This is a genomic window from Pseudomonas sp. O230 (genome assembly GCF_045447035.1).
Taxonomy (GTDB): Bacteria; Pseudomonadota; Gammaproteobacteria; order Pseudomonadales; family Pseudomonadaceae; genus Aquipseudomonas.
On the sequence record NZ_JBJGXN010000005.1, the window covers coordinates 436,495 to 459,634 of the forward strand.

The 23,140-nt window shown below is 59.2% G+C and carries 15 protein-coding genes and 1 pseudogene; 6 read left to right on the plus strand and 10 right to left on the minus strand.

Features of this window, described 5'->3' with window-relative positions; translation table 11 throughout:
• Nucleotides 1-2: 2 nt before the first annotated feature.
• The 4 genes from ptsP to treP form a co-directional block, all read right to left on the minus strand.
• Complete coding sequence (gene ptsP / locus ACI77H_RS13360; protein WP_407012313.1) at nucleotides 3-2,537, minus strand: phosphoenolpyruvate--protein phosphotransferase; 2,535 nt, start codon at nucleotides 2,535-2,537, stop codon at nucleotides 3-5.
• A 62-nt stretch (nucleotides 2,538-2,599) separates the two neighbouring features.
• Complete coding sequence (locus ACI77H_RS13365) at nucleotides 2,600-3,823, minus strand: maltoporin (RefSeq protein ID WP_407012314.1); 1,224 nt, start codon at nucleotides 3,821-3,823, stop codon at nucleotides 2,600-2,602.
• Between the two features lie 93 nt (nucleotides 3,824-3,916).
• The gene (treC, locus tag ACI77H_RS13370) at nucleotides 3,917-5,566 is read right to left on the minus strand and encodes an alpha,alpha-phosphotrehalase (RefSeq protein WP_407012315.1); all 1,650 of its coding nucleotides are present in this window, start codon (nucleotides 5,564-5,566) and stop codon (nucleotides 3,917-3,919) included.
• Between the two features lie 69 nt (nucleotides 5,567-5,635).
• Nucleotides 5,636-7,078 (minus strand): PTS system trehalose-specific EIIBC component, encoded by a 1,443-nt coding sequence (treP, locus tag ACI77H_RS13375; protein ID WP_407012316.1) that lies wholly within the window; start codon nucleotides 7,076-7,078, stop codon nucleotides 5,636-5,638.
• Between the two features lie 238 nt (nucleotides 7,079-7,316).
• Here treP and treR point away from each other — a divergent pair, with 238 nt between their 5' ends.
• Nucleotides 7,317-8,021: a trehalose operon repressor gene (gene treR, locus ACI77H_RS13380; RefSeq protein ID WP_407012317.1), complete on the plus strand. Its 705-nt coding sequence runs from the start codon at nucleotides 7,317-7,319 to the stop codon at nucleotides 8,019-8,021.
• 101 nt (nucleotides 8,022-8,122) lie between these two features.
• Nucleotides 8,123-11,176 (plus strand): annotated as a pseudogene (locus ACI77H_RS13385) (membrane-targeted effector domain-containing toxin).
• Nucleotides 11,177-11,334: 158 nt separating this feature from the next.
• Here the strand turns inward: ACI77H_RS13385 and ACI77H_RS13390 are convergent.
• The 5 genes from ACI77H_RS13390 to ACI77H_RS13410 all read right to left on the minus strand — a co-directional run bounded on the left by ACI77H_RS13390 (nucleotide 11,335) and on the right by ACI77H_RS13410 (nucleotide 17,167).
• Complete coding sequence (locus tag ACI77H_RS13390) at nucleotides 11,335-11,892, minus strand: hypothetical protein (protein ID WP_407012318.1); 558 nt, start codon at nucleotides 11,890-11,892, stop codon at nucleotides 11,335-11,337.
• 507 nt (nucleotides 11,893-12,399) lie between these two features.
• Nucleotides 12,400-13,977 (minus strand): glutamine-hydrolyzing GMP synthase, encoded by a 1,578-nt coding sequence (guaA, locus tag ACI77H_RS13395; protein ID WP_407012319.1) that lies wholly within the window; start codon nucleotides 13,975-13,977, stop codon nucleotides 12,400-12,402.
• A 99-nt stretch (nucleotides 13,978-14,076) separates the two neighbouring features.
• Nucleotides 14,077-15,546, minus strand: coding sequence for an IMP dehydrogenase (gene guaB, locus ACI77H_RS13400; protein ID WP_150633824.1), 1,470 nt, complete (start codon nucleotides 15,544-15,546; stop codon nucleotides 14,077-14,079).
• A gap of 117 nt (nucleotides 15,547-15,663) precedes the next feature.
• A complete protein-coding gene (locus tag ACI77H_RS13405; RefSeq protein ID WP_407012320.1) occupies nucleotides 15,664-16,212 on the minus strand; it encodes a sugar ABC transporter ATPase in 549 nt (182 codons plus the stop codon).
• 187 nt (nucleotides 16,213-16,399) lie between these two features.
• Entirely contained in the window at nucleotides 16,400-17,167 is a 768-nt protein-coding gene (locus tag ACI77H_RS13410) for a sulfite exporter TauE/SafE family protein (protein ID WP_407012321.1), read from the minus strand.
• Nucleotides 17,168-17,267: 100 nt separating this feature from the next.
• On the opposite strand from ACI77H_RS13410, the gene ACI77H_RS13415 reads away from it, so the two are divergent.
• The 3 genes from ACI77H_RS13415 (at nucleotide 17,268) to ACI77H_RS13425 (ending at nucleotide 20,508) form a co-directional block, all read left to right on the plus strand.
• Nucleotides 17,268-18,218: a LysR family transcriptional regulator gene (locus ACI77H_RS13415; protein ID WP_407012322.1), complete on the plus strand. Its 951-nt coding sequence runs from the start codon at nucleotides 17,268-17,270 to the stop codon at nucleotides 18,216-18,218.
• Nucleotides 18,219-18,303: 85 nt separating this feature from the next.
• Nucleotides 18,304-19,683 carry an exodeoxyribonuclease VII large subunit gene (gene xseA, locus ACI77H_RS13420; protein WP_407012323.1) on the plus strand — a complete coding sequence of 460 codons (1,380 nt, stop codon included), beginning with the start codon at nucleotides 18,304-18,306 and terminating at the stop codon, nucleotides 19,681-19,683.
• 3 nt (nucleotides 19,684-19,686) lie between these two features.
• Nucleotides 19,687-20,508: a peptidoglycan DD-metalloendopeptidase family protein gene (locus tag ACI77H_RS13425; RefSeq protein ID WP_407012324.1), complete on the plus strand. Its 822-nt coding sequence runs from the start codon at nucleotides 19,687-19,689 to the stop codon at nucleotides 20,506-20,508.
• Nucleotides 20,509-20,573: 65 nt separating this feature from the next.
• Here ACI77H_RS13425 and ACI77H_RS13430 read toward each other — a convergent pair whose 3' ends face one another.
• Nucleotides 20,574-20,930, minus strand: a complete 357-nt coding sequence (locus ACI77H_RS13430; protein WP_407012325.1) for a hypothetical protein — start codon at nucleotides 20,928-20,930, stop codon at nucleotides 20,574-20,576.
• 396 nt (nucleotides 20,931-21,326) lie between these two features.
• On the opposite strand from ACI77H_RS13430, the gene leuA reads away from it, so the two are divergent.
• Nucleotides 21,327-23,006 (plus strand): 2-isopropylmalate synthase, encoded by a 1,680-nt coding sequence (leuA, locus tag ACI77H_RS13435; protein ID WP_407012326.1) that lies wholly within the window; start codon nucleotides 21,327-21,329, stop codon nucleotides 23,004-23,006.
• The last annotated feature ends 134 nt before the right edge of the window (nucleotides 23,007-23,140 follow it).

Sequence of the window (23,140 nt, forward strand, 5' to 3'; positions counted from 1 at the left end):
GTTCAGTTCTCCATCACCAGTGAGGTTTCGACCGTCGCGTCGCGATACATCTGTAAGGCCTCGCGTACTTGCCCGGCACTTTCCAGGCCCAGGATCTGTTGGGCGATGGCCTGGCAATCCACCAGGTCCACTGTGCGAACTGCCGCTTTGACCGCCGGAATCAACGGCACACTCACCGATAACTCGTCCACGCCCAGCCCCAGCAACAGCGGCGTGGCCAAGGTTTCGGAGGCCAGCGCGCCGCACACGCCCACCCACTTGCCGTGGGCATGGGCGGCTTTCACGGTGCTGGCGATCAGGCGCAGCACCGCAGGATGAAAACTGTCCGCCTGACTGGCCAGCCGCGGATGATCGCGGTCCATGGCCAGGGTGTATTGGGTCAGGTCGTTGGTGCCTATGGAGAAAAAATCCACTTCGGGCGCAAACAGGTCTGCCATCAGCGCGGCCGCTGGCACCTCGATCATGATCCCCAGCTTCGGCAGTTCCGTGAGGCCCAGGGCCAGCGCCTCCTCTTCGAGCAGTTGCCGAGCCACACGCAACTCCGACAGTTGCGTCACCATCGGCAGCATGATGTGCAAACGCGTCTGTCCCGCACAGCTCAGGATTGCCTTGAATTGATCGCGCAACAGTTGCGGACGCTCCAGGCACAGACGAATCCCGCGCACCCCCAGAAAGGGGTTGGTTTCACTGTCCATCGGGACGTAGGCCAAAGGCTTGTCACCGCCAACATCCAGCGTGCGCACCACCAGATTACGCGCGGGCCCGAGGGCTCGGGCGATGGCGCTGTAGGTGGATGCCTGCTCGTCATGGCTCGGCGCATGATGGCGATCCAGATAGAGAAACTCCGATCGCAACAAACCGACACCCGCGCCTCCCAGCGCCATGGCCTGTTCGGCCTCCGCCAGCGAAGCGATGTTGGCCGTCACCTCGACATGATGTCCGTCGCGGGTACAGGCTGCGAGTGACGCCTGCGCCAATTCATGCTGTTGGCGTTGTTGCGCAAGCTTGCGCCTGGCTTGAAGGTGTTCGATGGCGGCCAGATCCGGTTCGAGCTGCAACTCGCCCTTATCGGCATCGAGCAACACCTGGGTGCCGTTGACCAGCGCCAGCACTTGCACCGGCAACCCGCAGATCGCCGGCAAACCGAACGCCCGCGCCAGAATCGCGACGTGGCTGGTGGCGCCACCGCCGACCGTGGCAAAACCCAGCACCTTACGGGTATCGAGCCCGGCGGTCTGGGACGGCGTCAGTTGTTCAGCAATCAGGATGGCGCCTTCAGGCAACTCCAGCTCGCGGTCCCGCACGCCGAGAAGCAATTTGAGCACTCTCTGACTGACATCGGCCAAGTCTGCCGCTCGTTCGGCCAGCAGCGCATTGCCCAGGCTTTTGAACAAGGTTGCCGTCGATTCGGTGGCCGCGCGCCAAGCGAACCCGGCGCTTTTGCCTTCGTCGATCAGCACATGAGCCACCTCCAACAAACCCGGGTCTTCGAGCAGTTCCTGGTGAGCCCGGAAAATCTCTGCCTGGGCATCGCCCGTGGCGTTGTCGCGCAGCTGCTGCAAAGCTGAAATGGCCTCGGTCAACGCGGCGGACAAATGATCGCGCTCAACCTGCGCACCTTCACCCCATTCGCTCACCTCAAGGGCCTGCTCGGCGATCTGCAGCACTTGGCCAAATGCCGAACCCGCCGAAGCACATACCCCACGCAGCACCTTGGGCGATGAAATCTCCAGGGGCAGCGGCGTAACATCCGTCATCACAGTCACTGTCTCGCCACAACCGGCGGTCAGCAGCTCCGTCAGCGTCTTGATCGCCGCCTCGGCATCCGGGCCGACCGCACTGACTTGCACAACTTCATGGTGAGCCGTCTGCAACGCCATGATCGCTACCAGGGATTTCGCGTTCGCACTCTCCTGCTGTTTGTGCAGATGAATGCTTGCCGAAAAACCTTTCGCCGCCTGGGCGAACACCGCCGCAGGACGGGCGTGCAAGCCGTTCGGGTTGGGTAACGTCACCGGTTTGGAGAACAGCGCCTCGCCCGCTTGCGCCACAGACGCCTGCGTTGTCGGCTCGACAGCGTTCAAACCCAGCAGCGGCTGACCACTGTCGACCCACCCATTGTCCGCCGCCAGCCAAGTGAACGGCTCACCGCTGACCACCAGCATCAGGGTCAGCAGGCTGCGCGCATTCAACGCAACAAAATCGGCATCGAACTCGATCAGCGGCTGCCCGACGTCAACCTGCTGCCCCTCCTCCACCAACCGCGTGAACCCTTTCCCTGCAAGGTTCACCGTGTCGAGCCCGATATGCATCAACACCTGCACACCCTTTTCATGGGTGATGCTGATCGCATGCCCACTGGCCTGCACATTGCTGACCACCCCTGCCAGCGGCGCGCACAACGTTGTTGACGCCGGATCGATGCACAGCCCATCGCCGATGAACCGCTGGGAAAACACCGGATCGGGCACAAGGTCCAGAGGCATCAATACGCCGGACAGGGGTGCGTGGAGCTGCAATTGTTGGGGTGTGGCCATGACGTCACCTGCTGTTTTGTTCTTTGAAGTGCCGATGGAGCGCGACGCTCCGACAGCATCGCTTATTTCCACCAGTACTCGACCTGCAATCCGACGTTCGCACCGTGCCGCGCCGTGCCGAAGGCACCGGTGTCGGACAACGCCGAACCCGCTGCCAGTTCATTGGCCGCACGCTTGGCCGCCTCGTTCCAGCTGGCATAGGTGTAATACAAGCGCACTTCGGGCCGCGCCCAGAACTCAGGGCCCTTGGGCGACCAGGTCGGGGCAAAGGTGAACTTGCTCAGCTTGCGCGTGCCACCCGTGGCTTCGACCTGGTCGTGACCCAGTTCGGTCACCAGTTTGAATTGCTCGGTGATCGCGTACGCCGGGCGAATCCCGAGGGAAATCCAGTTCTGATCGGCACCGTCCGGACGAATGTCTTTCTGGTAAACCGCCTCGACCTGCCCGCCAAACCGGGGCGTCACCTGCCAGTCGAAGAACTCCACCACTCGGTAGCTTTTGTTACTGTCATCGAGCTTCACGTTACCGGTATAGCCCAACCCCGTGCCCGGCCCTTCGCCGTACTGAAACGCGAGTTTGTTCTTGCCACCCAAAAAACCTTTTTGCACATGCTGAGTGGTAATCGCCCAGCCACGATGAGCGTCACGGCTGTCGGGTTTGTCGATGTAGCTCAGGCCAAACTCCAGTTCACCGCCGGGGTTGGTGTTGAAACCGGCGACGTTGAAGTCGTGACGAGTGATGTAATCCTTCTGGTACAGGTTGTCCTTGCGTGAAAAGGCGTAGCTGTATTTCAGGTCACCGATCAGTACGTCCTCGATGCCGCCGCCGGTGGCGCTCTGGTTCCAGTAGTAAAAGTCGGAAATGTGGATGTCGTTTCGCTTGTAGTAACGCCGACCAGCCCACAGCGAACCGCCGTTAAGGCTGGGCATGTTCGACCACTGCGCGTACATCTGCGGCATGCGCACCGAGCCGTTATCGCCGTTGAACGTCAGGTCCTTGTCGTACTGGTTATACAGCGAAGCCATGCCGTCGACACTGAGCACCGAACCGTCATCCAGGGTGAACAAGTCCTGACGAAGTTCCAGTTCCCCATATTGCTCGCACTCGTTACCGAGGCGGTATTTGGTCTGTGCTCCGGGCAGTTGGAAACACTGTTGTTTACCGCTGTTGACCGACGTTCCGACGCCGCTGCGCAGGTAACCGCCGAATTCCAGCGCATGGGCCGTCAGTGGCAACGCCAGGCAAAAGCCTGCGGCTGCAAGGCTGCGATTTATTGTTGTTTTCAAGAACCACCCCATTATTTTTATTGTGTTGTTCGGCAAAATCAGCGCGCAAAACGCCCCCGCGCAGTGTTCTGCGTGTTTTTAAAGACGGTGTTTTTAGTGGTCGGTCAGGTGCAAAACAAACGACTCATACGGTCGTAGAAACACCTGCCGGTTTCGCGGCGGACAGTCCGGGTAGTTGCTGATGACCAGGCGTTGGTTCATGAATTCACTGATCACTTCATCCGGCAATTCGACGTCGCAAGGCGTCCCATAGAAGTTGTTCAGTACCAGCAAACGCTCGCCAGTGCCTTCCCGTAAATACGCCCAGACCTGCGCATGCCCGGGCAGCAACTGACGGTAAATCCCCTCGGACATCAGCACTTCGGTACGCCGCAAGTTGATCAGTCGACGGTAGTGATGCAGCACGGAATCCGGGTCGTCGAGTTGAGTGGCAACGTTGATCTGCGCCGAGTTGGCCGGCACGCCAATCCAGGGTTCCACCGCGCTGAAACCGGCGTTCGGTTCGGTACTCCAATGCATTGGCGTACGGCCGTTGTCGCGGGACTTCTGCATGATCGCCGCCATGTTATCGGCATCGCTTGCACCCGCCTCGCGCTTGAGCCGGAAGATGTTCAGGGTCTCGACGTCGCGGTATTGATCGATGTGATCGAAGCCCGGATTGGTCATACCCAGTTCTTCACCCTGATACACAAATGGCGTGCCCTGGAGAAAATGCAGCGCGGTGCCGAGCATCTTCGCCGACACCACCCGATGCTCGCCGTCATGACCAAACCGCGAGACCACTCGCGGTTGGTCGTGATTACACCAGAACAGTGCGTTCCAGCCGCCGCCGGCCTGCATGCCGGTTTGCCAGTCGGAGAGGATGCGCTTGAGTTCGAGGAAGTCGAAATCAGCGCGAATCCACTTCTGCAGGTTCGGGTAATCGACCTTCAGGTGATGGAAATTGAAGGTCATCGACAGCTCTTTGGAGTCCGGTCGCGAGTAGCGAATGCAATGTTCGAGACTGGTTGACGACATCTCGCCGACATTGATCAGGTCATGGCCTTCGAACACTTCGCGGTGCATTTGCTGCAGGTACTCGTGAACATTCGGGCCGTCGGTATAGAAGCGGCGGCCGTCGGTATTGTCGTCGGGAAAGTCCGCCGGTTTCGAGATCAGGTTGATCACGTCCAGGCGGAAACCGCCCACGCCTTTATCGCGCCAGAAACGCATCATCTTGAAAACTTCGGCGCGCACCTGCGGGTTGTCCCAGTTCAGGTCGGCCTGAGTGTGATCGAACAGGTGCAGGAAATACTGGCCGGTCTGCGCCTCGTATTCCCACGCCGAACCGCCGAACTTGGATTCCCAGTTGTTTGGCTGATCGCGCCAGATGTAGAAGTCGCGATACGGATTGTCGAGACTGCTGCGCGCCTGCTGGAACCAGCTGTGCTCGATCGAGGTGTGGTTGACCACGATATCGAGCATCAACTTGATCCCGCGCTTGCCGGCCTCGGCAATCAGCAACTCACAATCGGCCATGGTGCCGTAGCTCGGATCGATGGCGTAGTAATCGCTGATGTCGTAACCGTTATCGCGCTGGGGCGAACGCAGGAACGGTGTGATCCACAGGCAATCGACGCCCAGCCAGTGCAGGTAGTCGAGCTTGGCCACGACGCCGAGCAAATCCCCCGTAGGGTTGCCCGCGTGGCTGTGAAAACTCTTCGGGTAGATCTGGTAGATCACCGAATGTTGCCAGTCTTGCATGGCGGTTTCCTTCAGTAAGTTTTGTACTGGCCTTTCGGGCCTCTTCGCGGGCAAGTCGAATGCGATCTGTCAGGCGACCCGATACCCAGGCCGAACAATCTTCATGCTCAACCCACAGGTCAAAACAAACGGCACGACCATGGCGATGATCATCCCGATCACAAACATCGGGATGAACTGAGGAATAATCGAGATAAATCCGGGCAAACCGCCGACACCGATGGCCGAGGCCTGGACCTTGTTCAGCGACAGGAAGATGCACCCCAGCGCGGAACCAGTCAGTGCGGCGTAAAACGGAAACTTGTAGCGCAGATTGACCCCGAACATTGCCGGTTCGGTGATGCCAAAATAGGCCGAAATCGCTGAGGTCGACGCCATGGATTTGTCCCGCGTATTACGGGTCATGTAGAACACCGCGAGCGCCGCGCTGCCTTGGGCGAGGTTGGACATGACAATCATGGGCCAGATAAAGGTGCCGCCCTGGGTCGAGATCAGCTGCAAGTCGACCGCGAGAAACATGTGGTGCATGCCGGTGATCACCAGGGGTGCGTAAAGCAGGCCGAAGATCGCACCGCCGACCATCGGCGCCAGATCAAACAGGGTGACCACCCCTTCGGTGATAAGAATCCCCAGATGCCGGGTCACTGGGCCAATGACCGCCAGCGCCAGCACACCGGTGACCACGATGGTGGTGATCGGCACTACCAGCAATTGCACGGCATTAGGCACTCGCGCCCGCAGCCATTTTTCGATGACGCTCATCACGTAGGCCGCCAGCAGGATCGGCAGGATCTGCCCCTGATAACCGACCTTTTCGATCTGGAACAAACCGAGGATGTCGAAATACGGCAGGCTCTGGCCGTCGAGACCGGCGACGGCCTTGCCGTAGTTCCAGGCATTGAGCAGATCGGGGTGAACCAGCATCAGGCCGAGCACGATGCCGAGAATTTCGCTGCCGCCAAACCGTTTGGCGGCTGACCAGCCCACCAATGCAGGCAGGAACACGAACGACGTGTTGGCCATCAGGTTGATCAGGCTCCAGAGCCCGTCAAGCTTGGGGTAAGCCTCCAGCAGGGTCTGGCCCTCGATGAACATGCCCTTGGCACCGATGAGGTTGTTGATGCCCATCAGCAGGCCCGCAATGATCAGCGCCGGCAGGATCGGCATGAACACGTCGGAAAACACCCGCACCAGGCGTTGCATGGCGTTTATCTTGTCGGCGCTTTTCTGTTTGACGTCGGCGATTGTTGACGCGGCAAGACCGGTTTGACGGCGCAGTTCTGCGTAAACCTTCTCCACCTCGCCGGGACCGATGACCACCTGGAACAGGCCGCCGGTAAAGAATGAGCCTTTGACCAGGTCGATCTGGTTCAGCGTGGCGCTGTTGACCCGGCTCGGGTCCTTGAGGGCAAGACGCAGACGTGTGACGCAATGCGCGGCCTGCTCGAGGTTGTCGCTGCCACCGAGGCTTTGCAGCAACTCGCTGACGATGTTCGGATAGTCGTGGCTCATGCTTTTTTTTCCGCTGTAGTTTTTTGTTATTGGCAGCACGCCGAAGCGAAAAGTACTCGTCTGTACGAGTTAAATCAACAACTCGTACAGACGAGTTTGAATTTGTTTGTTTATCAGCCGACCAGTGGCGACTTTTCCCACCGACTCAGACGATGAAAACCCAAACCCGCATGGACAAACCCCTACCCTGCCCTTAAGGTTCGAAACCTTGAGCACATTGCGGCACAGAGCCATCCCCATGAGTAAATACAACCAGATCTACAACGATCTGCTTGCCAGCATCACGACCGAACGCCTGGAACGCGGCGCCCGGTTGCCTTCCGAAACCGAACTGATGGACAGCTACCAGGCCAGTCGCGGCACCGTGCGCAAGGCCATCGAGCAACTACAGGAGCGCGGTTTCGCCCAGAAAGTCCACGGAAAAGGCACCTTTGTGTTGTCGACCGACCCGATCGAATTTCAGTTGGGTGGCATCGTCAGCTTTCAGGAAACCTATCCGCGACTGGGCAACAACGTCAGCACCGAGGTGGTCGAGTTCAGCCAGATCCCGCTCGAAGGAGCACTGCTGGAACATATCAAGGCCGAAGAAGGCAGCCTGATCACCAGGATCAAACGCGTACGGCGGATCGATGGAAAACGTGTGATCCTCGATATCAACCATTTCGTCAGTGACGTCATTCCCGGACTATCGCGGGACATCGCCGAACACTCGATCTACGCCTTCATCGAACAGACCCTGCAACTGCAAATCGCCTACGCCCAGCGCACCATCGAAGCCGTGCCCCGCAGCAAGGACGACCAGCAACACCTCGATCTCGACGGCCAGAGCCATGTGATCGTGGTCAGCAACCATACGTTTCTGCAGGACGGCCGGCAGTTCGAGTACACGGAATCACGGCACACCCTCGACAAGTTCTACTTTTCGGACGTGGCGCGGCGCTGAGACCCTACAGGTTCTTCAATCACGTGTGGGCATAACTATGTAGTGCACCTCCTGCATGGAAACGGGCAATCATCGCGGCCCATTTCTCAAGGAGCGAGAGCATGTCCACCGAACAAAATACCCCCGCATCAAGCAATGCCGCCGACCAGGAAAAACTCAAACTCATCGCGCCGGTCGTGGTGACCGCCTGCCCCGGCTTGCAGGAGGAAGCGCATGCAGTAGCCAGTGAAATCCTGCAAAAACACGGCATCACCCACCTGGACCCCGATCAGGTCTGGTGGCATCGCTTCGACAACGTCTCGGCCAGCAGCACCAAGGCCTTTCTGGGCTGGGAGCACGCGCCCAAACCCAGTGAATCCTTCACCCTGACGCAACTGGTCATCCATCGCTACCGTGTGACCGACCAGGACGACGCCCTCGAACTGAACAGCAATGGCGGGTTTTACACCGCGGATGCCAACGCCAGCATTTACAACGAAACCAATGAAGTGCGGATGTACCCCAGCAAGGTGCTCGCCGACCTGTGGGAGAAGAACCTCAGTGAGCGCTATCTGAATAAACTCAATGCGTTCTGGGCCACCCATTTCGATGACTACCGCGCCCTGGCCAAATGTAATTACCTGAGCAAAGCCATCGAGGCCCGCGAAAGCAGTCAGCTGGGGGAAGAGGATTTCCAGACCGTCATCAGGGCCGTCGTCGGTGACGCACCCTGGCCGATCACCCTGGCAACCCTGCAAGCGCAAACCACCACGCCTGCGGATCTTCGGGTCTGCGCGCTGGATGCCGCCGGGCATGTCGCCACCGATATTCTGCGCATCGTTGATCGCAACGGCCGGCAGATCACCTACGTTCCCGGGGCCGCTGAGTCCTTCCACGTGCACCCGACAGTGACGGACATGCACTGGTGGATGTTGCTGTAACTGAACGAAGAAAAGCCCCGTCGCGAATTCATGACCCATTTCCCGCTGTCGGTGCGCAAGGAAGTGCAGGACAACATCACCCCGTTGATGAATCAGCTGGTCGCCACCTGGGGCAAGTACGACCATCATTTGATCAATCAAAAAGACCTCACCCTCAGCGGTGACGTGTTCACCTGGCAGAGCCAGGCAGTCAAGAGCGCGATGCTGGAAGAGGCCAATCTGACCCTGGTGACCAATGGGCAGATGCGCGAGCACCTGTGGTTGGGTTATCTGACCGTCGGCCTGAAGGTCTTCGGCCCATTGGCAGTACTCGGCTGGCCCATCGCCCTGCCCGTGATCGGGGCCAGCATCGCCGCGATGGGTTTGAACATCGACAAGGCCGTCAATGGCAAGACAGCAGCGGAACGCAAGGCGGGTGTCATTGGCGCGGTGCTCGCCGGCGTCAATACCCTGTTCAATATCCCGTTACTCAAGGAAGTCAACGTATTGGACGAAGTCGGGGCCGTGGCTGAGGCGGCGGAAGCGGCCGAAATGGCGGATTTGAACAAGCCGCTCGATCCGCAAGAAACCGTCGACACGCAAGACCCGAAGGCGCCCTTAGAGTCAGAGGAAAGCCCCGTGCCCGCGGGTCTGTTGCCCACCCTGCCCGATGAAACCGCACCAGCGTTTGAAGTGCCGGAGCACTGGCAAAGCAATGAAATCCTCGAAAACCACCCCATGGCCACCAGTGGCAAATTCCAGGGTGTCTACACACTCGATTCACAGCCTTCCCACGCCATCCTGATAAACGATCAGGCCTACTACGTGCGCTATGAAGCGGACGTCAACGGCGGCGGGACCTGGGCCATCATCGATCCGGAAAACCCGAATGCCTTTACGGGGTCGATTCCCGTACGTCTGAATGCCGAGGGGGAATGGGAGCTGGCGCCGAAAAGCCGGTTGACGGGCGGCGGCAAAGGCCTCAGCAAGCCTGTTCCGGGCCCCTCCGCACCGCATACTCATGTACGGCCAAAGGCTGATTTTTACAGGCACTTGACCCGATACGATGCCCCCAATGGACGCTCACTGAACTTCCTGGCCTTGGGAGAACAAGAGACTCATATAAAAATCGTGACGATGCCTAACGGGGATCTCAGAGGCGTCGCCCCCTATGAAGAGTTCGTCGCAGGACGTCGCACGGTACTGGTCAGGGATGCGACCGGTTTCCAGAGTCGGGAGGGCTTTTTTGCGTCGTTGCCCGCTCGCCCGGTTCAGCCCGTGATCACCCCATCCACCACCGTTACAGAACTCATCGAGAAGGTATTCGACGCGGCGCCGGGGCTGGTGGTCGGTGAAAGCCAGGATCGCATCGCCAGCATGCGGTTCCTGATCGAAAACATGCCGACGCTGGCGAAACAAGGCGTCAAGACGATTTACATGCATCGCCTGCTCAACGACTTCAATCAAGTCGACCTGAACAAATTCGCCGAAACCGGGCTGATGGATGGCATGCTGGAAAGGTATCTGCAAAAACTGCCAGGTGATCCCGCCGAACAGTTCACGCCTCTGGAAGTCGTCAGGACGGCCCAACAGAACGGCATTCGAATCCAGGCCACCGATTGCCTGGCAAGTTATCGCTACACCGACCCGAACTTCCGCGCCCTATCAAGGCAATCCGTCAAGACCTACCTCACCCATACCATCATGCAAGCCACTCATGCCCGCAACGGCGGCGGAAAATGGGTGGTGCTCACCGACCAGGAGAGTACCAACACGTTCAGGGGAATGGCCGGCATCAGCGAAACAGAGGGAGGTATCGGCTTACGCATCGAAGAAGTGCGCCCAGACCAGAGTCCGCACCTGGACATCGACCATGGCATCGACATAGGCCGTGACTTTACGGAGGCTACCACCCAGATGCTCGGCAATGTCGACACGTTGTACGCCGACATCAGCCTGCAGGTGCCGACTCAGGTCATTCAAAGAACATCCAAGCAAATCGATCAGTTGCTGTTCCGCCAGGGCATGTTCACCATTGAAAGGTCAGACGAAACCCTGACGCTGATCCATCGCAGCCGGACCAACCAGATTGTACGAACGATGATTGAGCGCACAGCGGATGGCGGCTTACTGATCAACCGTCCGGCCTGGACCTCCGTGCATCAGGTGACCTACGCGAATCTGATCAGCCTTGTCCACGCACTCAACCGCATGGGCCTGGCACTGGAAGGACGCCTGCCCACTGTAGCGGCCTGATCGCAAAAAGGCCCCGTGAACTCACATTCACGGGGCCTTTCGGGTGTTACGGACGATCAGTCAGACCGGGATCACTTCCAACCGGGCTTCCGTCTACTGGCTCGGCCCCGGCAAGGGCCAGTGCTTGGGTTGCAGCTACTCATGAAATCCCTGCGCGGTCAGTTTGCGCCGGCATCTTTTTTTGGAACGCCAATGGTTTTGCGTTCACCGGTTGCGGAAACTTCGTACACGTTCATGACCCAAGTGTCGGCGATCACGGTTTCAACCACGTAATTCTTCTTGGCTTGCGGCATGAATTGCTGCGCAACAGGCTGCTCCTTGTCGAACGGCGTAGGCATGGGAATACCGTTAAAGGTAAACGGTTTGTCCTTGACCTCCCCTTGCACGTACACCGTTTTGTCCGCCTCGACCAGCTTACTGATGCTGTCAGTACCTCCGGCGATTTTCTTCAGATAAGCCGGTATGCGCTTGAAGTAAGCAGAGTCATAAACCCGCTCGCCCGCGCTCTCGAATCCAGTATTGGCATACCCGTACGTGTAACTGACAGGACGATCACCCTCGCCGCCTATGGTACGGAAAGTCACGCTGGCTTGATGGTCATTCATAGCCAGTGGAACGACCGGCTCTGACGTAAGATCACCCGCCTGACGGCTGCTGCAGCCGGTCATGATAAGAGCGAAAGTGATTGCTAATGGAAACGCCAAAGAAGTTTTCATTCGATCCCTGAATTGTCTAAAAGAAGGCCTGAATTGAGCTATTTGCAGAGCAAAAGTTCCTTGTACGCTGTCGCGTGCTGCTGTGGAATTGACCGGTCTGCGGATACCACACCGATCCTATAATACCTACTCAAGATCCAATGTCGTCAAGAGCTCGCAGGCCAGGAGTCATGGTCAGAGAACTATTGGTAATTGGGTCAATACTTCATAAGCTGAAACAGTGACGGCTACATATAGCCCGTTGCTCACGCACCACAAGAAAACCCAATGAAACCGGGTGGATCATGAGACTTGATACCAAGCCCCTCCCTAAGGAGGCGACATGGTATCGAGCACCAAGCATGGCATTTGGCTCAGCCAATGCCCCGTACCAGGCCACATAAACACGGTGCCTGGCGATGCAGAAAGCTTCCAGCGTTTGCCAGACCCAAAAAGCCAAAAGCCCGCAATTACGCGGGCTTCAGGGTGATTCTTGCTAGTTGGTGCCGGTCAGTACCGGACGCCCAATCATTCCCACTCAATCGTCGCTGGCGGCTTGCTCGACACGTCGTAAGTGACGCGGGAGATGCCTTCGATTTCATTGATGATACGGCCGCTGACGGTTTCCAGCAGTTCGTAAGGCAGGTGAGCCCAACGCGCGGTCATGAAGTCGATGGTTTCCACGGCACGCAGGGCCACGACCCAGGCGTAACGACGGCCATCGCCTACAACGCCAACCGATTTCACCGGCTGGAACACCACGAACGCCTGGCTGACCTTGTGGTACCAGTCGGCTTTGCGCAGTTCTTCGATGAAGATGTGGTCGGCACGACGCAGCAGGTCGGCGTATTCCTTCTTCACTTCACCGAGGATCCGCACGCCCAGGCCCGGGCCCGGGAACGGGTGACGGTAGACCATGTCGTACGGCAGGCCGAGTTCCAGGCCCAGACGACGGACTTCGTCCTTGAACAGCTCGCGCAGGGGTTCGACCAGCTTGAGGTTCATCTCTTCCGGCAGGCCACCCACGTTGTGGTGCGACTTGATCACGTGAGCCTTGCCGCTTTTCGCGCCAGCCGACTCGATCACGTCCGGGTAGATGGTGCCTTGGGCGAGGTACTTGATGTTGTCCAGTTTGTTGGACTGGGCATCGAAGACGTCGATGAAGGTACGGCCGATGATCTTGCGCTTCTTCTCTGGGTCGGACTCGCCAGCCAGGTTGTTCAGGAACTGGTCTTCAGCGTTGGCGCGGATCACCTTGACGCCCATGTTCTCGGCGAACATGGCCATCACTTGCTCGCCTTCGTGCAGACGCAGCAGGCCGTTGTCGACGAAGACGCAGGTCAGCTGGTCGCCAATGGCTTTGTGCAGCAGCGCGGCGACCACCGAGGAGTCCACACCGCCGGACAGGCCGAGCAGTACGTTGTCGGTGCCGACCTGGGCGCGGATGTTGGCGATGGCGTCTTCAGCAATCTTCGACGGCGTCCACAGCGCTTCGCAACCGCAGATGTCGAGGATGAAGCGCGAGAGGATGCGACCGCCCTGTTTGGTGTGGGTCACTTCCGGGTGGAATTGCACGCCGTAGTAGCCGCGAGCATCGTCGAACATGCCGGCGATCGGGCAGCTCGGGGTGCTGGCCAGGATGTGGAATTCCTGAGGCATCTTGGTGACTTTGTCACCGTGGCTCATCCACACGTCGAGGCCGAACAGGCCGTCGGCGTCGATGTGGTCTTCGATGCCGTCGAGCAGCTTGCTCTTGCCGACCACGTCGACACGGGCGTAACCGAACTCACGCAGTTCGGAACCTTCAACCTTGCCACCCAGCTGCTCAGCCATGGTCTGCATGCCGTAGCAAATACCGAAGACTGGTACGCCCAGGTCGAATACGGCTTGCGGGCAGCGCGGACTGTCGGCTACGTGCACGGACTCGGGGCCGCCGGCGAGAATGACGCCTTTTGGAGCGAATTCGCGAATCGCTTCGTCATCCATGTCGAACGGATGCAGTTCGCAGTACACGCCGATTTCACGCACGCGGCGGGCGATCAGTTGGGTGTACTGGGAACCGAAGTCGAGGATCAGGATGCGGTGGGCGTGAATGTCGAGGGCCATGATTCAGTCTCGTCTAAGTAATTCAGAAACAGTCGTGATTCAGAAACAACTCGGGGCTGAATAAAACAGCCCCGGTTACTTAACTTTTTGCTTGAAGGCTCAACCTACGCGGTAGTTTGGCGCTTCTTTGGTGATCTGTACGTCATGAACGTGGGACTCGGCCATGCCAGCGCCGGTGATCCGCACGAACTCAGGCTTGGTGCGCATTTCTTCGATGTCGGCACTGCCGGTGTAGCCCATCGAGGAACGCAGGCCGCCCATCAGTTGATGGATGATCGCGCTCAGGCTGCCCTTGTACGGAACACGCCCTTCGATGCCTTCCGGAACCAGTTTCTCGGCGCCTGCCGAGGAGTCCTGGAAGTAACGGTCGGAGGAACCTTGAGCCTGAGACATGGCGCCCAGCGAACCCATGCCGCGGTAAGCCTTGTACGAACGACCCTGGAACAGTTCGATCTCGCCCGGCGCTTCTTCAGTACCGGCGAACATCGAGCCCATCATCACGCAGGAAGCACCAGCCACGATGGCCTTGGACAGGTCACCGGAGAAACGGATGCCGCCGTCGGCGATCAACGGAACACCGGTGCCTTCAAGGGCGGCGGCAACGTTGGCGATGGCACTGATTTGCGGGACGCCGACACCGGCGACAATGCGGGTGGTGCAGATCGAGCCAGGGCCGATACCGACCTTGACCGCGTCAGCACCAGCTTCGGCCAGGGCCTTGGCAGCGGCGCCGGTGGCGATGTTGCCGCCGATGACCTGCACTTCAGGGAAATTCTGTTTGACCCAGCGAACGCGGTCGATCACGCCTTTGGAGTGACCGTGAGCGGTGTCGACCACCACCACGTCAACGCCGGCATTGACCAGGGCAGCTACGCGGTCACCGGTGTCTTTACCGGTGCCGACCGCAGCGCCAACGCGCAGACGACCTTGATCGTCCTTGCTGGCCAGCGGGTACGCCTTGGCTTTTTCGATGTCGTTGACGGTCATCATGCCTTTGAGGGCAAATTTGTCGTCGACGATCAGTACGCGTTCGATGCGGTGTTTGTGCAACAGCTCACGAACGTCGTTCTTGTCGGCGCCTTCCTTGACCGTGACCAGACGCTCTTTCGGCGTCATCACTTCGCGGACAGTAGCTTCCAGACGATTTTCGAAACGCACGTCACGGGAAGTGACGATGCCGACCAGGTCGCCATTGTGCAAAACCGGAACGCCGGAGATGTTGTGCATGCGGGTCAGTTCGAACAGTTCACGAACCGTGGCTTCAGCCTCGATGGTGATCGGGTCCTTGACCACGCCGGCTTCGTAACGCTTGACCTTGCGCACTTCGGCAGCTTGCTGCTCGATGGTCATGTTCTTGTGGATAATGCCGATGCCACCTTCCTGAGCCATGGCGATTGCCAGACGGGCTTCAGTAACGGTGTCCATGGCGGCAGAAACCAGAGGAATATTCAGCTCGATGCCACGGGTAAGGCGGGTCTTGAGACTGACTTCGTTAGGAAGCACCTCGGAATAACCAGGCACTAGGAGAATGTCGTCGAATGTCAGAGCTTCTTGGCTGATACGCAGCATCGCGGGGGCTCCCGAGCGGGAAAATGGAAGCGCGCCATTATAGTCAGACACCCCCTCGGGTTCAATGTAAAACTCTGTCTATTATTGGCATTACTGATATACGGAGATTGTCGCCGCCTACAGCTCGACTTTGACCCAACTGACAGGCTGATCCAGCCAGTCGGCGAACTCATCGATAAAGCTCTGCTTGAACCCAGCCTCCGCCCAGTTGTTGAAAATGAATCCCAGGTTGGAAAACCCGCATTCCTGCAGGAACAGAAACCCGTTGATGTCGTCTTCATGCCCGCATTCCGGGCAGGTGAAGTTATCGGTGCGCCCCGGCATCCAGTCTTCGAGGCTTTCGAACAGCGCTTCGCCGACTTCCTTGCGACACTCGGCGCAGCCTGCTTCCTCAAGAAAACCCTTGGCCGGCGCATAGATGCAGCGCTTGGTAACAATCTCCAGGCCATTGACCGGCTCGCCGAACGGCAGCGCTTGCGGGTGCAGGACCACCGCGCGGGCCCCGTCAGCGATCGCGTGGCCCATGCGGTTGCCGGTGCGGCCGCAGGTGGTCAGCTCTTCCTTGATGATGTTCTTGCGCACCAGCCACCGCACGACTGCCCTGGCCCGGGGTTCGTGCACCGGCAGCGTGGAGATTTTCGGGACGATGATGCTTTGAGAGTTCATGGGTGCAAGCCTGCTGCGTCAAAATGGAAAGTTCTGCGGCGTACCGTTTGACGCCTTCGCGGGCAAGCCCGCTCCCACAAGGCTTGGTGGTGTACATAAAAATCATGTCCACCCCGGTCACTGTGGGAGCGGGCTTGCCCGCGAAGGCGTCGGAATGGCGGGCAGCTTAATCCCTGACGAAATCCGGTCAAGTACTCAAATACCGCCCGATCAACGCAATCCCGCTGACCAGCACCAGCCACGTCACCAGCCGCACAAACGCCTCGCGGGACAATCGCCTGGTCAACCGCCGGCCGATCCACAACCCCAGCGCCATGGCGGGCAACAAACACAGCGCCAGTACCAACAAGGGTAGCTCGGCATACACACCCGCGACAGCAAACAGACTCAGGCGCACCACGGTGCTGCAACTGATCAGCGCGCTCTGGGTCGCCCGCGCGGCGTCTTTGGGCAACCGACTGTTCAAATAGATCGCATATAAAAAGCCGCCACTGCCAAACAGCGCACCGAACATCCCGCCGATCGTGCCCATCGGTACCGCCCAACCTGCCGACAACTGCGTCGGGCGGGTTTTGACCCACAGGCTGTAAATCGCATAGGCGCTGATAAACAGCCCCATCAACAGCAACAACAGGTCGGACTTCAGGTTCAGCAGAAAAATCACCCCCAGCGTGCACCCCACCGCCATGCACGGCAGCAGCCGCAGCAATTCCGGCTTGGCCACATCCCGTCGCGACGGCAGCAGATTGCCGAACGCGGCGACGAAATCCAGCAACACCAGCAACGGCACGATTTTCGACAACGGCATGAACAGAATCAGAATCGGGCCCGCCACCAACGCAGTGCCGAACCCGGCAATGCCAAATACGATGTACGCCAAAGCGATGCCCAGGCCGATCACCAGCCAATCCGTCGCGCCGAATGGCCATTGGTTTAACAACTCCAGCACGTTCATCTGCACGCCTTTATCAAATACCTGTGAAGACTTTAGCCAGTGCCGAGCCTTGCGACTAATATCTTCAAAGCCGACCACCCATCTCAAAAAGGCATGCCTCGTGCTTTCAACCCGTCAATTGCGTTACTTCGTGGAAATCGCCGAGTGCGGGAGTTTCAGTGCCGCCGCCGAGCGTTTGTTTGTTGCTCAGTCAGCCTTGAGCCGGCAGATCAAAGAGATGGAAACCCGCCTGCAAACCCCGTTGTTCGAACGCACGGCGCGCCAGCCGCGACTGACCGCCGCCGGGGAGGCGTTCTTGCCGCGCGCCAGAAACCTGCTGAGCGAGCTGGCCAAGGCCAGTGAAATGGCGACCCAAGTGGGCAACGGGCAACTGGGCACCTTGCGCCTGAGTCACTCCAGCACCGTGCCCATGAGTGGTCGCCTGCTGCGGGTTATCAGTGCTTATCTGGATCAGCAGGCCGACGTGTCCATGGAGATCGTCAAACTGTCCTCCGAAGCGCAACTGGAAGAATTGGCCGAAGGTCGGCTGGATGTCGGGGTGCTGCGCCTGCCGGTGTTGCGTCAGCGTGAGGGGGTGCACATTGCTCCGCTGTACAGCGAACGCCTGCTGCTGGCGGTCCCGCCGAATCACCGCCTGGCTGTGGATAAGTCCACAACGGGCATCGATCTGGCGCAGTTGAAGGATGAAGCCTTTATCTCCATCCCGCACCCGCAACGGGGCGGGTTGAGTTACCTGTCCGCCGAGTTGTGCATGCGTCAGGGATTCTTCCCGAAAGCGGCGCGGGTGGTGTCGCGCAAAACCACGCAACTGCAATTGATCCAGGCTGGATTCGGCATCGCCCTGCTGCCGGAGTCGATGCAGGACATCGCCCCACCCGACATTCATTTCCTGCCCCTGGCCGCCCCGGATTGCCGCAGCACCGTCGCCCTCGCCTGCCGGCAGAATCCCACGGCGCTGGTTCAACACTTCATCAACACCTGCACAAATCATTGTGGGAGCGAGCTTGCTCGCGATAGCGATGTGTTAGTCGACATCAATGGTGAATGTTAAACCGTCATCGCGAGCAAGCTCGCTCCCACAGGGATTTACGCTGACGCATGGAGATTCAGCGCCGAATGCCTTTAAACTGCGCCCCATGATTAAAGATCCCTTTGCAAGACTCGGCCTGGACCGTGAAGTCCTGACCGTCAGCCAGCTCAACGGCCGCGCGCGGGTGTTGCTCGAAGACGTGTTCAGCAATATCTGGGTCGAAGGCGAAATATCCAACCTCGCCCGCCCGGCGTCCGGCCATGTGTATTTCACCCTAAAGGACAGCGGCGCCCAGGTGCGTTGCGCATTGTTTCGGCAGAACGCGGCGCGGGTTCGTCAGGCGCTGAAGGATGGTCTGGCGGTCAAGGTGCGCGGCAAGGTTTCGCTGTTCGAGGGCCGTGGCGACTATCAGTTGATCCTCGACACCGTCGAGCCGGCCGGTGACGGTGCGCTGCGTCTGGCCTTCGATGCGCTGAAGGAAAAGCTCAGCGCCGAAGGCCTGTTCAGCGCCGAGCGCAAAGTGCCGCTGCCGGCGCATCCGCAGCGCATCGGCATCATCAGTTCGCCGACCGGCGCGGTGATCCGCGACATCATCAGCGTGTTTCGTCGTCGTGCGCCGCAGGTGCAGTTGACGCTGATCCCCACCGCCGTGCAGGGCCGCGAAGCGACGGCGCAGATTGTCCGCGCACTGAAACTGGCGGATGCCCGTGGTTTTGATGCATTGATCCTGGCCCGTGGCGGCGGCTCGCTGGAAGACCTCTGGTGTTTCAACGAAGAAGCCGTGGCCCGCGCCGTAGACGCTTGCGTGACACCGATTGTCAGCGCCGTCGGCCATGAAACCGACGTTTCGATCAGCGACTTCGTGGCCGACGTTCGCGCCCCGACGCCATCCGCTGCCGCCGAACTGCTGGCACCGGACTCAAGTGATTTGGTGCGTCGGGTCGAGAGCCTGCACCGTCGGCTGGTGATGCGCATGCGTGACCGCCTGATGCGCGACCGTCTGCGTCTGGAAGGCATCTCTCGGCGCTTGCGCCATCCCGGCGAACGCCTGCGCCAGCAAGCACAACGTCTGGATGATCTGGACATGCGCATGCGCCGCGCCTTCGAACGCAGCCTCAACACCCGTCGCGAACGCTTGATCCGCCTGGAAACCCGTCTCGCCGGGCAGCATCCGGGGCGGCAACTGGCGATGCTGCGCCAGCGCCTCGACAGCCTCGCCGAACGCCTGCCTCGAGCGATTCGCGAAGGCCTCAAATCCCGTCGCCTGCAATTGCAAAGTCAGGTGCAGACGCTGCACGTGGTCAGCCCGCTGGCGACCCTCGGCCGTGGCTACAGCATTTTGCTCGACGAGCGCGGCAACGCGATCCGCAACGCCGCGCAAACCCACAACGGCCAGCGCCTCAAAGCCAAACTGGGTGAAGGCGAACTGCAAGTGCGGGTCGAAGACAACCACCTGACGCCTGTCACCCTTTCTTTACTGGATTGATCCATGCCGCGTTTTCTAGCTCCACTGCTGTTGCTGTGCCTGACCTTCAACGCCCACGCCGACAGTTACATCACTCGCCTGTTGAACAAACCGGTGCCGGGCGGCGTGGCGGTGGTGGATCTGGGCAGCTCTGCCCAGGCACCAAAGGCCAGTTATCAGGGCAAACCAGTATTGGTGGTCAAGGAACAGAACAATTGGTTGGCAATCGTCGGTGTGCCGTTGACCGTCAAGCCGGGCGCCCAGTCCATTAGCAGTGGCGGCCGTAACCTGAGTTTCACCGTCGGCAACAAGAAATACCCGGAACAGCGCATCACCCTGAAAAATACCCAACAGGTCAATCCAGACCCGGACAATCTCAAGCGCATCGAGCGCGAACTCGCCGAGCAGATCGCCGCCTACCGCACGTTCAGTCCGAACACCCCGAGTAACCTGCTATTGGACAAACCGGTGAACGGGCCGCTGTCGAGCAAGTTCGGCGTGCGCCGCTTTTTCAATGGTGAAGAGCGCAATCCCCATTCAGGCCTGGACTTCGCCGTAGGCGCCGGCACTCCGATCAAGACCCCGGCGGCAGGCAAGGTGATTCTGATCGGTAACTACTTCTTTAATGGCAACACGGTGTTTGTCGACCATGGGCAGGGCTTTATCAGCATGTTCTGCCACATGTCGAAGATTGATGTGCAAGTCGGGCAGCCACTGGCGCGTGGTGGTGTGGTTGGCAAGGTTGGCGCAACCGGACGGGCGACCGGACCGCATATGCACTGGAACATCAGCCTGAATGATGCGCGGGTGGATCCGGCCATTTTTATCGGTGCGTTCCAGCCATAAATAGTCGTTGAGGCTAGCGACCCTCTTCGCGAGCCTGCTCGCGAAGAGGGCATCACTGCCACCGCCTATTCCGCCTCAAGATCCTCAATCCCATGGACTTCCCGGTCCGCCAGGCAGTGTTTGATCCACGCCTGAGTCTCCTCCGAGAACCCGGTCAACTCCTCAGGACTGATCAACTCCCGAGCACACAGCCCGAGTAAATGCGAGCGGGCCTCATGTCGTGAAAACCTGAACACACCGAACGCCCAATACAGTTCCTTTTGTCCGGCCTTTAGCAACTCTTCGCTGGCTTCTATCCGCTCATAAGGCACCAGGGTTTTATCCAGCACCGTGCGCTCGACCTCTTCCATGATCCGGACACACATCCGTTCATGGGCCAAGGGACGCAACGCGCTGTAACGCTTCCAATCCGATTCGTTCATTGCCGACTCCTGCCTGCCAGTCGTCTTGCCGAGACTTTAAGAATAGCTGTGCTGACAGAGCCAACAATTCAAAGTCTTCAATTGCGCATCGCGCAAACCTTGCGCAAACATCAAAACGATCACCGACAATTAGAGCAATAAAATCTCGATTAAATGGACTTTTCGGGTATTCCTCTCAATTTTTTTCGACTGCTTGCCATCCTTCACCCTCGCGGTTAGGGTTGAAGGCATGAAAACCTCTCACACCCTCATTCAGCTTCGCCAGCACCGCAGCTTGTGCCTCGTCAGCGCACGACTGCCAGGCTGAATTGCGACGCCTCGTCTTACGCTTTCCCCAAGAACTTTTGATCCACCGGCAGGCCGCCTTTTTTCGGCCCACACACTAAGGATTTCCCGATGAGCATGCTCAAAGACCCGTCTTCGAAATACCGCGCGTTCCCGACCATCGACATTCCGGACCGCACCTGGCCGTCGAAGACCATCACCGCCGCGCCGATCTGGTGCAGCTCCGACCTGCGTGACGGCAACCAGTCGCTGATCGAGCCGATGGACGCGGTCAAGAAGCTGCGTTTCTGGAAAACCCTGGTGCAGGTCGGCGTGAAAGAAATCGAAGCGTCGTTCCCGGCCGCTTCGCAAACCGACTTCGACTTCGTGCGCACCCTGATCGAAGACGGCCACATCCCGGACGACACCACCATTCAGGTGCTGACCCAAGGTCGTGAAGACTTGATCGAGCGCACCTTCGAATCCCTGCGCGGGGCGAAGAAAGCCATCGTTCACCTGTACAACGCGACCTCCCCTTCCTTCCGCCGCATTGTCTTCAACCAGGACAAGGACGGGATCAAGGCCATCGCGGTCAACGCTGCCAAACTGTTCGTCAAATATGCGGCCATGCAGCCGGACACCGAGTGGACCTTCGAGTACTCGCCGGAAACCTTCAGCGCCACCGAGCTGGAATTCGCCAAGGAAGTCTGCGACGCCGTCATTGAAGTCTGGAACCCTACGCCTGAGCACAAGATGATCCTCAACCTGCCGGCCACCGTCGAATGCGCGACCCCGAACATCTATGCCGACCAGATCGAATGGTTCGGCCGTCACATCAACCGTCGTGACAGCGTGATCATCAGCCTGCACACCCACAACGACCGTGGCACTGGCGTGGCCGCCACCGAGCTGGGCCTGATGGCTGGCGCGGACCGTGTCGAAGGCTGCCTGTTCGGCAACGGCGAGCGTACCGGTAACGTCGACCTGGTGACTGTGGCACTGAACCTCTACACCCAAGGCATTCACCCTGAGCTGGACTTCTCGGACATCGATGGCGTACGCAAAGTCGTCGAAGAGTGCAACCAGATCCAGGTGCACCCGCGTCACCCGTACGTCGGCGACCTGGTTCACACCGCGTTCTCCGGCTCGCACCAGGATGCCATCCGCAAGGGCTTCGCCCAGCAGAAACCGGACGCCCTGTGGGAAGTGCCGTACTTGCCGATCGACCCGGCCGACATCGGCCGCAGCTACGAAGCGGTGATCCGCGTCAACAGCCAGTCGGGCAAGGGCGGTATCGCTTATCTGCTGGAACAGGAATACGGCATCAGCTTGCCGCGTCGCATGCAGATCGAGTTCAGCCAGGTCGTGCAGCGTGAGACCGATCGTCTGGGCCTCGAAATGACCGCCCAGCAGATCCATGCATTGCTGCACAGCGAGTACCTGCAAGCCAACACCCCGTACGCGCTGGTCAGCCATCGCCTGCAGGAAGAAAACGGTCACAGCGCCGTGGAAGTGGAAGTCTCCGGCAAAGGCCAGGGCGAAACCAACCTGCACTGGCGCGGCAAAGGCAACGGCGCACTGGAAGCGCTGGTGGCCGGTCTGCCGATTCCGGTGGAGATCATGGACTACAACGAACACGCGATCGGCGCGGGCACCAATGCCAAGGCCGCGGCCTACATTGAGCTGCGAGTGAACGGTGAACGTGCCGTACACGGCGTGGGTATCGATGAAAACATCACCACCGCCAGCTTCAAGGCCCTGTTCAGCGCGCTGAACCGCTCGTTGAGCCAGCCGGAAGCGAAAGCGGCGTAAGCGTTCGCTGAAATGTAAAAGGCCCCAAGGTGCGAACCTTGGGGCCTTTTTGTTTGTCTGGGATTTTTGTGTTGCCTATGAGGCCTATTCGCGAGCAAGCCCGCTCCCAGAGGGGATTTTGGGTGCACACAACA

What these genes read in the sequence shown, in the direction of transcription:
- ptsP (WP_407012313.1), bottom strand. Translation starts at nt 2,537, where the DNA reads ATGGCCACACCCCAACAATTGCAGCTCCACGCACCCCTGTCCGGCGTA.
- treC (WP_407012315.1), bottom strand. Translation starts at nt 5,566, where the DNA reads ATGCAAGACTGGCAACATTCGGTGATCTACCAGATCTACCCGAAGAGT.
- treP (WP_407012316.1), bottom strand. Translation starts at nt 7,078, where the DNA reads ATGAGCCACGACTATCCGAACATCGTCAGCGAGTTGCTGCAAAGCCTC.
- treR (WP_407012317.1), top strand. Translation starts at nt 7,317, where the DNA reads ATGAGTAAATACAACCAGATCTACAACGATCTGCTTGCCAGCATCACG.
- ACI77H_RS13390 (WP_407012318.1), bottom strand. Translation starts at nt 11,892, where the DNA reads ATGAAAACTTCTTTGGCGTTTCCATTAGCAATCACTTTCGCTCTTATC.
- guaA (WP_407012319.1), bottom strand. Translation starts at nt 13,977, where the DNA reads ATGGCCCTCGACATTCACGCCCACCGCATCCTGATCCTCGACTTCGGT.
- guaB (WP_150633824.1), bottom strand. Translation starts at nt 15,546, where the DNA reads ATGCTGCGTATCAGCCAAGAAGCTCTGACATTCGACGACATTCTCCTA.
- ACI77H_RS13405 (WP_407012320.1), bottom strand. Translation starts at nt 16,212, where the DNA reads ATGAACTCTCAAAGCATCATCGTCCCGAAAATCTCCACGCTGCCGGTG.
- ACI77H_RS13410 (WP_407012321.1), bottom strand. Translation starts at nt 17,167, where the DNA reads ATGAACGTGCTGGAGTTGTTAAACCAATGGCCATTCGGCGCGACGGAT.
- xseA (WP_407012323.1), top strand. Translation starts at nt 18,304, where the DNA reads ATGATTAAAGATCCCTTTGCAAGACTCGGCCTGGACCGTGAAGTCCTG.
- ACI77H_RS13425 (WP_407012324.1), top strand. Translation starts at nt 19,687, where the DNA reads ATGCCGCGTTTTCTAGCTCCACTGCTGTTGCTGTGCCTGACCTTCAAC.
- ACI77H_RS13430 (WP_407012325.1), bottom strand. Translation starts at nt 20,930, where the DNA reads ATGAACGAATCGGATTGGAAGCGTTACAGCGCGTTGCGTCCCTTGGCC.
- leuA (WP_407012326.1), top strand. Translation starts at nt 21,327, where the DNA reads ATGAGCATGCTCAAAGACCCGTCTTCGAAATACCGCGCGTTCCCGACC.